Origin of the sequence: Dokdonella immobilis (assembly GCF_900115085.1) — a bacterium.
GTDB classification, from domain to species: domain Bacteria; phylum Pseudomonadota; class Gammaproteobacteria; order Xanthomonadales; family Rhodanobacteraceae; genus Dokdonella; species Dokdonella immobilis.
Genome location: NZ_FOVF01000018.1, coordinates 55,109 through 67,784 on the forward strand (window position 1 = coordinate 55,109; position 12,676 = coordinate 67,784).

Sequence of the window (12,676 nt, forward strand, 5' to 3'; positions counted from 1 at the left end):
CCTATTCCCCATTCCCGACTCCCAGCTCTTCTACAGTCACATTGCCGTTCGTATAGATGCAGATGTCGCCGGCGATCTTGAGCGCCTGTTCGACGATCGTGCGAGCGTCGAGTTCGGTGTTTTCGATCAGGGCCTTGGCGGCGGCCTGGGCGTAGGGTCCGCCCGAGCCGATCGCGATCAGGCCGCTTTCCGGCTCGACGACGTCGCCATTGCCCGAAATGAGCAGCGAGGCGTCCTTGTCGGCGACCGCCAGCATGGCCTCGAGGCGACCGAGCCGGCGGTCGGTGCGCCAATCCTTGGCCAGCTCGACCGCGGCACGGGTCAGGTTGCCGCTGAAGCGCTCGAGCTTTTGTTCGAACAGTTCGAACAGGGTGAACGCATCGGCCGTGGCGCCGGCGAAGCCAGCCAGAACGTCGCCCTTGCCGAGGCGACGCAGCTTGCGCGCATTGGCCTTCATGATCGTATTGCCGAGGGTGACCTGGCCGTCGCCACCGATGACGACCCGGCCGTTGCGGCGCACGGAGACTATGGTGGTGGCGTGGAACGATTCCATCGGGACTCCGCGAACGGCTGGGAAAGCCCTATCTGGGGGCCTGGGTCGCCATTCCAAGGGTTTGCGCCCGGGCACAGCCCGGCATTGCACCTGGTTTATCGGCGCGACAAAGAGAGGCCGGCGCGAGGCCGGCCTCCGAGGGCGCGATCGGGACTGGAGGCTTACTGGTACCAGTTGCCGACGCTGCTCGTGAACGCCGGATCGGCGAAATTCGGCCAGTTGTCCTTGTCGAATCCCGGTGCGTCCTTCAGGCGCTCCTTGCTGACGTTGAGCACGAGCTTGTGATTCTCGTGGTCGATGCTGAACGCGCTCCACGGCACCGCGAACAGCTTGTCGCCGAGGCCGAGGATTCCGCCGTAGGAAACGACCGCATAGGCGATCTTCCCGCTGGCCGTGTCCATCATGATTTCCTTGAGATCGCCAAGCGCCTCGTTCTGCGGATTGCGGATGCCGTCACCGATCAAGGTGGTTGCGGACATGAAACGTGCTGTATTGGTCATCAGATTGCTCCTTAGGCTGCGGACGGATCCACATCGATGCCGTCCTGTGCCCCAAGGCTGCACGGTAGAACCTGAACCCGGCACGCCATTGCATCTTTCGCATTCACCGCATCGTCAGTTTCCGCGGATTCGACGCGCATTCAGTCGACGCGATCACGCAGGCGACCAACGAAAGCCAGACCCTGCCATGTGCGGCTCAATCGTTGCGCCGTTTCGCTCGTGGATGAGCCGCATCGTAAACCTTGGCCAGATGCTGGAAATCCAGGTGCGTATAGATCTGGGTGGTGCCGATGTCGGCATGGCCGAGCAGTTCCTGCACGGCGCGAAGGTCGCCAGAGGACTCGAGCAGGTGACTGGCGCAGGAGTGCCGCAACAGGTGCGGATAGACGCGTTGCCAGATGCCCTGCTCGCGGGCCCGGCGCTTGAGCCGCGTGCGCACGCCGTTCGTGCTGAGCGGGCGGCCGCCGCGGCCACGCAGGATCAGGGCGTCGTCGCCGGCCCGCTGTTGCTCGCGCAGGGCTGTCAGGGCAGACAGCGCCTGCCGGCCGACCGGCACGATGCGCGTCTTCGAACCCTTGCCGGTGACCCGCAGCATGCCCTCGCCGGGATCGAGATCGCGCCAGCGCAGGCTGACGATCTCGGCCACGCGCAGGCCGCTGGAATAGAGCAGTTCGAGCATGGCGCGGTCATGCACGGCCTCGGCATCGTCGACCGGGAACTCGAGCAGGACGTTCATCTCGTCGGCATCGAGCACCTTCGGCAGCTTGCGCGGAATCTTCGGCGAACGCACGCCGACCGCCGGGTTCACGCTGACTTCGCCATCGCGGGCGAGGAAGCGGAAGAAGCTGCGGCAACTCGACAGGAACAGGCCAAGGCTGGCCGGTGCCAGCCCGGCGCGATGCTGTTCGGCGACCAGGCTCTGCAACTGCGCCGTGCGCATCTCGGCCCAGCGCGACAAGCCGAGCTGTTCGGCCCGGGCGCACAGCTTGCCGAGAGCCCGCGCATAATTGTCGAGGGTCGATGGCGAATAGCGCCGTTCGACGCGCAGGTAGCCCAGATAGCGATCGATCGCGCTGGCCAGCGGCGCGTTCATTTCATGCGATGTCGGTGTAGCGGCCAACCGCAACGGCCATCGCCTCGGCGATCAGGCGCAGGAATACGGTACCCATGCCCGGATGGAAGCGATTGGCATCGAGGCTGCCAATCGCGAGCATGCCGACATGGCCGATCGAGAGCAGGACCGCCGATTGCACCTCGCCGGCGCGATCGCCGAACAGCGCATCGAGCTTGTCCTGCTGCAGCCGACCGCACAGCGGCTCGCCGCGCTTGAGGAATTCCGTGAAGGCCGGCATCGCGACCGGGCCGTCGGCCTCGACCAGCAGCCAGTCCGCCACCGGAAGATCCGGATCGCTGCGGAACAGCACCACGCGCACGAGATCGGTATGGAAATCCTCGGTCAGGCTGGCGACGACCCGGGTCACCGTATCGGCCAGGCTGCTTGCGCGCATCAGGGCCAGGGTCAGGGTGTGCACCCGCACCATCAGGGTTTCGTTCTCGTGGGCGACCTCGATCAGGTCGTGAAGACGACGCGAAAACTCGTTGTTCTTGTCGCGCAGGACCTCGAGCTGGTAGCTGGCCAGCGAAGCGGCAGGACCCTGCTCGCGCGGCAGCCGCAGCAGCATTGCGATGTCGGGGAATTCCTTGAGGAAATCGGAATGCCGACGCAGGTAGCTCGCCACCTCCATCGCAGTCAGGCTGTCCTTCACGCTCAACTCACTCATGCCACACTCCTTCGAATGCAAAGCTTGCGGACCCGGTTTTCCAGAGTGGATGTCCAGGGCCCTGCCATTGGATTTCCAGTGCGCCGCCGGGCAGCCTGACTTCGACTTCGTCGTCGAGAAGGCCACGGCGGTGCAGCACGGCGACCGCGGCACAGGCGCCGGTGCCGCAGGCCAGGGTCTCGCCGACGCCGCGCTCCCAGACGCGCAGGGCGATCGTGGACCGCGACAGCACCTGGGCGAAGCCGACATTGCAGCCACGCGGGAATTCCGCGGCGTGCTCGACCTGCGGACCGAGCACATCGACCTCCGCCGCATCGATGTCGGCGACTTCGACCAGGGCATGCGGATTGCCCATCGACACCGCGCCGATCTTCAGCGATCGACCGACCACGTCGATCGAATAAGGATCGCGTTCATGCGGCACGTCGAACGGCAGGGCGGCCGGGGCGAATCGCGGCTCGCCCATGTCCACGCGAATTCGCTCATCCGCCAGTCGTTCCACGCGCACCGGCCCGGACGGGCTCATCAGGCGCACCAGTCCCTCGCCGAGCACGCCGTCGCGAGCCAGCCACGCAGCCACGCAGCGCACGCCGTTTCCACACTGGCCGGAGCGCGAACCATCGCTGTTCCAGACCCCGTAGGCAAACGCGCAATCTGCGTCCTGGCTGGACTCGATGCTGAGCAGCTGATCGAATCCGACACCGAAATGACGATGGCCGATCCGGCGGATGGCCGCCGTATCGAGCGGCAGCGGCCGCTCGCGGCAATCGATGAGGACGAAATCGTTGCCGATGCCGTGCATCTTGCTGAAGGCGAGGGCCATCGACTGCCCTTCGTCAGTGCGAAGACGCGGAAGCAGCGCGGGTCGATGGCGCGGGCTTGACCAGCTCGCCCTTGTTGCCGCAGCCGGCAAGCAGGCCGAGCAGGGCCAGAAGGATCAGCAATCGGTACACAGGAAGCATGCGAAGGCCCGGGGATCAGGAAACCGGGGCCGAGTATAGCGCTGCCGTCCGCATCGGATCGTCGGAGACACTCGCGCAGCCGGGCCGGCGAACGCGCTATCCTCTGGACCATGCCGCTGACCCCGTTCCTGATCGCTTTTTATATCTTCGCCGGATTCTGCGCCCTGTTCGCGCTGATCAGCGGCTTCGGTGCGCGGCGGCGCTGGCGCGACCGGCAGCGCCTGTCGGCCTGTCATCGCGGCCTCTGGACCCTGGTCTTCCTGCTTCTGGCCCTGCTCGGCGCGTTGTCCGGATCGGCCCTGCTCGGCTACCGCCGCCTGACCACCGAAACCACCCTGGCCACGCTCGACGTGCGTCAGCTCGGACCGCAGCGCTACGCCGTGCGCATCGATTTCCCCGATGGCAGCCATCGTGGCCTCGAACTGGCCGGCGACCAGTGGCAGCTCGACGCGCGCGTGGTCAAGTGGCAACCGCGCGCGGTCATGCTCGGCGCTTCGCCGCTGTATCGGCTCGATCGCATCAGCGGGCGCTACGCCGACGCGACCGAAGAGAGCGAGCGCGAACGCAGCGTGGTCAGCCTGGACAACAGCAATCCATTCGACCTGCTCGACCTGAAACGGCGCTTCCCGCAGTGGCTGCCATGGATCGATGCCGACTACGGCAGCGCTGCCTACCTGCCCATGGTCGATGGCGGCTCATTCCGCGTCAGCCTGGCTCCGGCCGGAGGACTGGTCGCGCGTCCGGCCGATGCGCAGACCGCGCAGAAACTGGAAGAGGCTGGCTGGTAGGCCCGGCCCGTTTCGGCTGCAAATCGGCCGAATGCAGTAGTATTGAACTGCAGATGGTCGCGTCGGGGCGCGATCGGCGACCAGAGACGGGGAAGGGAATCCATGGCAGTCAAGCCCAAGCAGGCCGAAAAAACCGGCGTGTCGATCTGGCGCATTGTTGGTGCCGTATTCACCATCGTGGTGTTGATTTCCTACTTGATGTACCACGCCAGTTTTGTCACTGGCCGCTCGATGCTGCTCGCATTCCCGGGCTGGGAGACCACCTATCGCGCCTGTTGGCCCAATCCCTTCGGTGGCGCCTGGGTCAGCGACGTGACCCTGATGCCGGTCGAGGGCGACGAGGAGGACGCGTTCCACTTCGATCACCTCACCGTCGACGTGCCGTTCTTCCAGTTCTACCGGGCCGGGTTCGCCAAGAAGACCCGCGACCGGCTCAAGGCGATTTCCGACATCCGCCTCGAGTTCAGCGGCGGTCATGGTTCACTGGCCTGGCCCTTCAGCAGCGAACTGTTCTTCTTCGGAACGGCCAGTGCCTCTCCGTTCGAAGCGGAAGGCTGCGTCGAAGACGGCGCCTGGTGGTCCGACGAACTCACCGAGATGGGCCTCAACGCCGGGCCGACCGAGCTGAGCATGGCCTGGCACCGCGATAGCGACAGTCTGGTCAAGGAACAATCCATTCACACTCCCGGCGTGGCGCGCGTCGACTATCGCGAAGAGCAGATCATGCATGACGGCTTCCCGCTGTTCAGCCTGATCGAGACCGACGAGAACGAGCTCGCCCTCAGTGAATGGCATATCCGGGACGAGGGTTTCGTGGCTGCACGCAACCAGTTCTGCGCGCACAAGGACGGCATCGAGACGACCGAGTTCGTCGACCGCCACGTGGCCACGGTAAGGCGCGTGCTCGCCGCGGTCGGCATGCAACCCGATGAGGCAACCGAGGCGGCCTACAGACGCTATACCGAGAGCGGAGCGCCACTCGATCTCGTCGTCAGCTACGCTCCGACCATCGATGCGGCCATCTATGACGATGACGATTGGGGGCGCTGGCTCGCGCGGGCCCATCCGAAGCTGAAAGTCGGCGATCGCGAGATCGCGATCGCCATGCATGCCGTCGAGCCGAGGCCATTCGCACCCAGCGACGATGACGACAAGACCCCATTTGCACTCCTGCAGATGGAGCAGAATCGGGCATTGGCGGCGCAACAGCGCGAGACAAACGACGATGCGCCGCCACCAGGCCCCGGGCATGCGGCTGTGGTCGCCGCCACGCCGGACTCTGCAGCACCGGAGGTGCTCATGGCCTATCCGGCCGAGGTCGTGGAACGCCCCGATACCATCCTCGACTATCGCAAGCTTGGTGCCGAGAAGGGCCAACGCTTCATGGTCTACCTCAAGGGCAAGTCGCCGATGAAGGTCGAGGTGGTCGGCAGCGAGGAGGGCCTGGTCAAGGTGCGTCGCTACCTGCGCAGCGGCTGGCTCGAACACACGATCGCGCGGGCCAGCTTCGAACGCGCCGTGCGCATTCACTGATCCGCCCAGCCGCCAGTCGTTCACTCAGGGCGGGTCGAAGGCTTTCTCGTAGCGGATCGCGTCTTCGCCATCTTCGTAGTAGCGGGGGCGTTCGCCGATGATGCGGAAACCACGCCGTTCGTAGATGCGTCGCGCCGCGGCATTGTCCGCGCGCACCTCGAGCCGCATGCGCCGGCAGCCACGCCGACGGGCCGCGCGCTCGCCGGCCTCGAGCAGGCTGTTGCCGAGACCGAGGCCGCGCGATTCGGCCGCGATGGCCAGCGAGTAGAGCCGGGCGATGTCATTGCCGCGGCGGAAGAACAGGACCAGCGCGCCGACCAGGTGGCGTTCGCCGAGGGCCACCAGGATCATCGCCGAATCGCTGTCGAGATGGCGCGCCCACTGCCTGGCGCTGAGTCGGTCGCCACGGAAGGACTGGTTTTCGAGCGCGACCAGGTCGGCGAGGTCGCCGTCGACGGCCCGGCGAATGTTGAGCTTGCGGGCGGCCATGCCGACGGCGTGGCGGGGTGATGGCGGATTCGACATCGCGCGAGCCTAGGGAGTCGCCGCTCCGCGCGCAATGGGCGGACACGCATGAACGAAGCCGGAATCGTGCCGGCTTCGCGGGCCCGGCGCACTGCAACGCCTCGCAGGCGTATGGCAAACTTCGCCCGGCTTCGATTCCGTCTGCCTGCGATCCCTGCCGTGCTCCTGAACCTCCGCCGGGCATCCGTGTCGCGTCACCCTCAATGCCAGGAACTGCATGAGTCGTCTCATCATCGTCGTCGAGAAAACCTCGGACTGGGGTTCCTACTATCCGTCCGACAACGTCGTGTCGGCGCAGGATTATCTCAAGCAATCGCTCAACGACGACGACGAGCGCACCCAGGTCATCAATCTCTGCCGCAGCTACAAGTACCTCGGCACCGGGTACTACGTCTCGCTGCTGGCCGAAGCGCGCGGGCACAAGGTGATTCCCTCGGTCCGCACCATCAATGACCTGCGCCGGCGATCACTGTACGGCCTGGACATCGAGGACCTGAGCGGCCGGCTCGGCAAGTTCCTGCCCGCCGGCGGCCGCGACACCACCGATTTCGGCATCCTCGTGTACTTCGGGGAAACCTCGCACCCGGCCCTCGAGGACCTCGCCCGCCAGGTCTTCGACGCGTTTCCGAGCCCGATCCTGCGCATCGAGTTCGAGCGCGATCGGGTCTGGCAGATCGCCGCGATCAAGCCCACCGGGCTGCATTCCTTGTCGGACGAACAGGAAGATGCCTTCGCCCAGGTGCTCGATCGCTTCTCCAAGAAGCTCTGGCGCAAGCCGCGGGCGCGGCGCAAGTACCGCTTCGACCTGGCCATGCTGGTCGACCCCGAAGAGAAGATGCCGCCATCCAACAGGAAGGCGCTCAAGCTGTTCATCGAAGCCGGCAGCGAGCTCGGCATCGAGGTCGATCCGATCGGCAAGAACGACTACCAGCGTCTGGCCGAGTACGACGGCCTGTTCATCCGTGAGACCACCGCCCTCGACAACCACACCTATCGGTTCGCCAACAAGGCCGAGAAGGAGGACATGGTCGTCATCGACGATCCCGAGTCGATCCTCAAGTGCACCAACAAGATCTACATGCACGACCTCATGCTGTCGCGGAAGCTGCCGATCCCGCGTACCGAGATCCTCTACAAGGATGATCCGAAGAAGCTCGAGGAGAGCGCCGAACGGCTCGGCTTTCCGCTCGTGCTGAAGATTCCGGACGGTTCGTTCTCGCGCGGCATCGTCAAGGTCGAGAAGCCGGAAAACCTCAAGGAAGCGGCCGATACCCTGTTCCAGCATACGGCGCTGATCCTGGCCCAGGAATTCATGTTCACCGAATTCGACTGGCGCATCGGCGTGCTCAATCGAGAGCCACTGTATGCCTGCAAGTACTACATGTCGCGCGGCCACTGGCAGATCTACAACCACGGCGCCAAGGGCACGAGCAAATCCGGTGGTTTCGAGACGCTGCCGGTGCGCGAGGCGCCGGCCGACGTGGTCAAGCTGGCGCTGAAGGCGACCGCAGCGATCGGCGACGGCCTGTATGGCGTCGACATCAAGAAGGACGGCGAGCGCCTGGCCATGATCGAGGTCAACGACAATCCATCGATCGATGCCGGCGTCGAGGATGTCTACCTCGGCGCGGACCTGTATCGGCGCATCATGGAGGAATTCCTGCGTCGCATGGAGCGCAAGCGGCTCGGCACGCGCGCCTGAGGCGAACGCGTCGCCACGCCCCTCAGCGGATGCCGCGCCGGCGCGGCGATACGCGCGATCCGATCCGCTTGCGCAACGCGGCCAGCCAGCGTTTGCGGGTCAGCCAGGCGATGTCGAGCAGCGGCGCACCGATCAACCAGAAGGGCAGGCTAAACCCCGACAGGGCATTGCCGCGCAGGCCCGGCAGCAGGCAGAGCGCGAGCGTGCCAGCCAGTGCCCAGAGCAGCAGCCAGGGCAGCAGGCCCGGAGCGACGTTGCGGACGGTCCGCTGGCCAATGGGCGATTCCATGGATGTGAATGGGGCAAGCAACATAGGGCACCTCCGTTTCGGCACAGACTTCATCGCCAGGATCTCACCGACTGAGAAACCGGCTTGTCCGTCGCCGGATGCCGGTCGCCCGACCCCTGCTCCAGCGCGGAAGCACGGCGGTCGCGTGCGATAATTCGCCGTCCTCAACGGAGTGAGCCGTGGAAGCGAGTGGTTTCATCCAGTACGCCGTGGTCCTGCTGCTGGCAGCGGTGATCGCGGTGCCGCTGGCCAAGCGATCGCGGCTTGGCGCGGTGCTCGGTTATCTCGCCGCCGGCGCCCTGATCGGGCCTTCGGCGCTGAAACTGGTCGGCAACGCCGAGCAGATCGCGCATATCTCCGAACTCGGCGTCGTCCTCATGCTGTTCGTGATCGGCCTCGAACTGTCGCCGCAAAGGCTGTGGGTCATGCGCCGCCTCGTCTTCGGGTTCGGTAGCGTGCAGCTGGTGATCACCGCGCTGGCCATCTTCGCGATCGGCACGGTCTTCGGCCTGGACTGGAAGGCAGCCCTCGTCATCGGTCTTGGCCTGGCCCTGTCCTCGACCGCGATCGGCCTGCAGATCCTCGGTGAACGCAAGGAGTTGCAGAGTCCGCACGGTCGCCTTGGTTTTGCCATCCTGCTGTTGCAGGACGTCGCCGCGATCCCGATCCTGGCCCTGATTCCGCTTCTTGCGGTCAACCCGGACCTGGGCAGCGCCGCGCCGAACGCGCTCGGCGTCGTTCGTGTCGTGCTCACGATCGCCGCCGTGATCGTCGGCGGACGCCTGCTGCTGCGTCCGCTGTTCCGCATCGCCGCGCGCACGCAGATGCCCGAGGTGTTCACGGCCAGCACTCTGCTCGTGGTGCTCGGCACGGCCTGGCTGGTCGAACTGGCCGGTATCTCGATGTCGCTCGGCGCCTTCCTGGCCGGCGTGCTGCTTGCCGATTCCGAATACCGCCACGAGATCGAAGCGCGCATAGATCCGTTCAAGGGCCTGTTGCTGGGGTTGTTCTTCATCAGCGTCGGCATGACCGCCGACATCCGCATGGTGCCGCACGAGCCGGTTCTGATCGCGGCCATGCTGGCCGGCCTGCTCGCGCTCAAGGGCCTGATCCTGTTCGGGGTCGGCCGGCTTGCCCGCGAGGATGCCGCGAGTGCACTGAAGCTGGCCGGCGTACTTGCCCAGGGCGGCGAATTCGCCTTTATCGTGTTCACCCTGGCCGTGCAGAACCGCCTGCTCGATGCGCATCTGCGCGACGTGCTGATCGTCGTCATCACGCTGTCGATGGCGCTGACGCCGTTGCTGGTCGCGCTGTTTGCCCGCCTCGGACCGGCCGAGGCGACCGAAAAGCCGGTCTACGACGCCATCGACGAAGACGACAGGCCACGCGTCATCATCGCCGGCTTCGGTCGCGTCGGCCAGATCGTCGCCCGCATCCTGCGCGCCAACCAGATTCGCTTCACGGCGATCGAAAGTTCAATCGAACAGGTCGAGATATCGCGCCGCTTCGGCAGCCAGATCTACTACGGTGACCCGAGCCGCAGCGACCTGCTGCGCTCGGCGCATGTCGAAAAGGCCGAACTGTTCATCGTTGCCACCGATGATCCGGATACCAACATCCGCACGGCGCGCCTGGTGCGGCGCATGTATCCGCACCTGAAGGTGATCGCGCGCGCGCGCAATCGCCAGCACGCGTTCCGGCTCATGGACCTCGGCGCAGGGGTCGTGCGCGAGACGTTCCACTCGAGCCTGGAGCTGTCGCGCATGGCCCTCGAGCAGCTCGGCATGCCGGCAGCACTGGCCGGACAGCGTGTCGACCGGTTCCGCGAGTTCGACGAAAAACTGCTCGCCGAACAGCATCTGTTCTACGACGACGAAGCCGCGATCATGCAGAACGCGCGCGAGGCGCAGAACGACCTCGATCGTCTGTTCGAAGCCGACATCGCCCAGGAAAACGCCACGCGCGACGAGGGTGCACGGTGAGCCCGAGACGCGGCTTTGCGCTGGCCCAGCTCGACCTGCGCAGCTTCGATCGAAGCTGCGCAGCGCGCTGCCATGTACAAAAGCCGGACCGCTATCGCCTGATCGAGGCGCTGCCGGCCGATGTCCAGCGCATCACGCGCGGTGCGGGCGTCTCCTACGTCGACGCCAGCTTCGGCGAGGACTGCGTGGTCCAGGATATCGGCGCCTTCGACCGGCTCATCGAGTTCGATGCCGAGCAGGGCCTGCTGACTGTCGAGGCCGGCGCCAGCGTCGGCGACGTGACCCGCTTCGCCCTCGGCCACGGCTGGCTGCTGCCGGTCGTGCCGGGCCATCCGCGCGCGAGTATCGGCGGCTGCATCGCCGCCGACGTGCACGGCAAGAACCCGGCCCGCGACGGCACCTTTCGCCGCCACGTCGAGGCCATCGAACTGTTCGATCCGGTCGCGGGCTGGCTGGCCCTCGATGCCGACGACGAGGCTGGGCGTTTCGACGCCTGCTTTGCCGGATTCGGCATTCCCGGCCTGATCGGCAGCGCGACCCTGCGCCTGGTTCGCGCTCCGGCCGCGTACGCGATGCGCAGCCTGCACGTGGCCAGCCTGGTCGAGGCTGGCGAGGTCCTCCAGGCACACGCCGGCGCACCGGTCCTGTATGGCTGGCACGACGCGCGGCCAGGTCATTTTGGTCGCGGCGTAGTTCGTTACGGCCTTGAAGCCAAGGAGGCGGAGCGCCTCGGCGGGCGATCCCCGGTCGACCTGCCAAAGGCCATCGCGCCGTGGCCGCTGTGTGCCTGGAACCGGCTCGGCATCGCCGCCATGAACGGCTGGATCCAGCACCGTTACGCGCACGCGGGCCCGCGGCATGTCGCGGTCGAGGCAGCCCTGTTTCCGCTCAACGAGGCGCGCGCCTACTACGCCGGGTTTGGCACGGCGGGCTTCGTCGAAGCGCAATGGCTGGTTCCGCACGCGCGCTACGCTGATTTCATCGAGGCCTTGCACTCGGCGGTTTCGCGCCTGCGGCCGCGCATCAGCCTGATCGCGAGCAAGCTGTTCGACGGCGATCCGCAAGGGCTGAGTTTCGACGGTCGGGGCATCGCCCTCGCGATCCAGATGCCGCAGCCAAGGGAACGCCGCCAGGCGGCCTTCATCGAAGCCCTGACCACGCTGGCCCTCGAACACCAGGCACGACCGAACCTGATCAAGGACTCCAGTCTCGATGCCGCATCCGCACGCCGCGGCATTGCCGATTTCGAGGCCGCCCGCGAGCAACTGCGCCGCTTCGATCCGGGGAACCTGCAGCGCTCCGGGCTGACCGCGAGGCTTGGCCTGTGACTGCGGTCGTCGTCGGTGCATCGAGCGGGCTCGGTCGCGCCCTCGCGGTCGAGCTCGCCCGCAACGGTCACGATCTGCTGCTGGTCGCGTCGGACCCGCGCGATCTGGCCGTGATGGCCGCCGACCTGCGCCTGCGCTACCCGGTGCAAACCGCGAGCCTGGCCATCGACCTTGCCGGCAGCACGAATCCGGGTGCCCGTATTCTCGAAGCGCTGGACGGCCTGCCGCCGCTGTCGGCCCTGTTGTTGCCGGTCGGCATGTCGCGCAACGACGATGACGGCTCACTCTCCGCGGCCGGCATCGGCCAGATGCTCGCGATCAACCTGCATGCGCCGATCGCGATCGCGCATGCCCTATTGCCGGCGCTGCTCGCCACACGCGGGGCCATCGTCGGCTTCGGCAGCATTGCCGGAGCCCGCGGGCGCAGCCGTAATGTCGTCTATGCCTCGGCCAAGCGCGGCCTTGAGACCTATTTCGAGAGCCTGCGCCACGGCCATCTGCCATCGGCCTTGCGCGTGCAGTTCCATAAGCTCGGCTTCCTGCGCAGCAACCTCACCTTCGGCATGAAGCTGCCGCTGCCGGCGGCCGAGCCGGAGGCTATCGCGCGCACGGTCGTGGCCGCTCTGGAGCGGGGCTCGTTCACACGCTACCAGCCGCGCTGGTGGGGCCAGGTCGCGCTGCTCGTGCGGAGCCTGCCGTGGTTCGTCTTCCGCCGCATGCGTGACTGAGACCC

The 12,676-nt window shown here is 66.2% G+C and carries 14 protein-coding genes; 6 read left to right on the top strand and 8 right to left on the bottom strand.

Annotated features, from left to right (window positions below):
* Position 1: 1 nt before the first annotated feature.
* The 6 genes from hslV to lptM form a co-directional block, all read right to left on the bottom strand.
* Positions 2–553: an ATP-dependent protease subunit HslV gene (hslV, locus tag BM125_RS12645; RefSeq protein ID WP_092408506.1), complete on the bottom strand. Its 552-nt coding sequence runs from the start codon at positions 551–553 to the stop codon at positions 2–4.
* Positions 554–714: 161 nt separating this feature from the next.
* Entirely contained in the window at positions 715–1,053 is a 339-nt protein-coding gene (locus BM125_RS12650; RefSeq protein ID WP_092408508.1) for a PRC-barrel domain-containing protein, read from the bottom strand.
* Positions 1,054–1,249: 196 nt separating this feature from the next.
* Positions 1,250–2,146 (bottom strand): tyrosine recombinase XerC, encoded by an 897-nt coding sequence (locus BM125_RS12655; RefSeq protein ID WP_092408510.1) that lies wholly within the window; start codon positions 2,144–2,146, stop codon positions 1,250–1,252.
* A 1-nt stretch (position 2,147) separates the two neighbouring features.
* A complete protein-coding gene (locus BM125_RS12660; RefSeq protein WP_092408512.1) occupies positions 2,148–2,834 on the bottom strand; it encodes a DUF484 family protein in 687 nt (228 codons plus the stop codon).
* Positions 2,827–3,657: a diaminopimelate epimerase gene (gene dapF / locus BM125_RS12665; protein ID WP_092408514.1), complete on the bottom strand. Its 831-nt coding sequence runs from the start codon at positions 3,655–3,657 to the stop codon at positions 2,827–2,829. The genes BM125_RS12660 and dapF overlap by 8 nt, the downstream gene beginning before the upstream one ends.
* Before the next feature lie 13 nt (positions 3,658–3,670).
* Positions 3,671–3,796, bottom strand: coding sequence for an LPS translocon maturation chaperone LptM (gene lptM, locus BM125_RS20655; RefSeq protein ID WP_245778913.1), 126 nt, complete (start codon positions 3,794–3,796; stop codon positions 3,671–3,673).
* A gap of 110 nt (positions 3,797–3,906) precedes the next feature.
* Between lptM and BM125_RS12670 the strand changes: the two genes are divergently transcribed.
* Together BM125_RS12670 and BM125_RS12675 are read left to right on the top strand one after the other, a co-directional pair.
* Positions 3,907–4,584 carry a hypothetical protein gene (locus BM125_RS12670; protein ID WP_092408516.1) on the top strand — a complete coding sequence of 226 codons (678 nt, stop codon included), beginning with the start codon at positions 3,907–3,909 and terminating at the stop codon, positions 4,582–4,584.
* A 102-nt stretch (positions 4,585–4,686) separates the two neighbouring features.
* Positions 4,687–6,117 (top strand): hypothetical protein, encoded by a 1,431-nt coding sequence (locus tag BM125_RS12675; RefSeq protein ID WP_092408518.1) that lies wholly within the window; start codon positions 4,687–4,689, stop codon positions 6,115–6,117.
* 24 nt (positions 6,118–6,141) lie between these two features.
* Here the strand turns inward: BM125_RS12675 and BM125_RS12680 are convergent, their stop codons facing one another.
* Positions 6,142–6,642, bottom strand: coding sequence for a GNAT family N-acetyltransferase (locus BM125_RS12680; protein ID WP_092408520.1), 501 nt, complete (start codon positions 6,640–6,642; stop codon positions 6,142–6,144).
* 217 nt (positions 6,643–6,859) lie between these two features.
* Here BM125_RS12680 and BM125_RS12685 point away from each other — a divergent pair, with 217 nt between their 5' ends.
* Positions 6,860–8,344 carry a RimK family protein gene (locus tag BM125_RS12685; RefSeq protein WP_092408522.1) on the top strand — a complete coding sequence of 495 codons (1,485 nt, stop codon included), beginning with the start codon at positions 6,860–6,862 and terminating at the stop codon, positions 8,342–8,344.
* A gap of 22 nt (positions 8,345–8,366) precedes the next feature.
* Here BM125_RS12685 and BM125_RS12690 read toward each other — a convergent pair whose 3' ends face one another.
* Positions 8,367–8,633: a hypothetical protein gene (locus BM125_RS12690; protein ID WP_092408524.1), complete on the bottom strand. Its 267-nt coding sequence runs from the start codon at positions 8,631–8,633 to the stop codon at positions 8,367–8,369.
* Positions 8,634–8,812: 179 nt separating this feature from the next.
* Here BM125_RS12690 and BM125_RS12695 point away from each other — a divergent pair, with 179 nt between their 5' ends.
* From BM125_RS12695 to BM125_RS12705, 3 genes are read left to right on the top strand one after another with little or no spacing between them, the layout of a single operon-like run.
* Entirely contained in the window at positions 8,813–10,615 is a 1,803-nt protein-coding gene (locus BM125_RS12695) for a monovalent cation:proton antiporter-2 (CPA2) family protein (protein ID WP_092408526.1), read from the top strand.
* Positions 10,612–11,943: an FAD-binding oxidoreductase gene (locus BM125_RS12700; protein WP_092408528.1), complete on the top strand. Its 1,332-nt coding sequence runs from the start codon at positions 10,612–10,614 to the stop codon at positions 11,941–11,943. The genes BM125_RS12695 and BM125_RS12700 overlap by 4 nt, the downstream gene beginning before the upstream one ends.
* Positions 11,940–12,671, top strand: a complete 732-nt coding sequence (locus tag BM125_RS12705) for an SDR family NAD(P)-dependent oxidoreductase (RefSeq protein ID WP_175498068.1) — start codon at positions 11,940–11,942, stop codon at positions 12,669–12,671. Before BM125_RS12700 ends, BM125_RS12705 begins: the two co-directional genes overlap by 4 nt.
* The last annotated feature ends 5 nt before the right edge of the window (positions 12,672–12,676 follow it).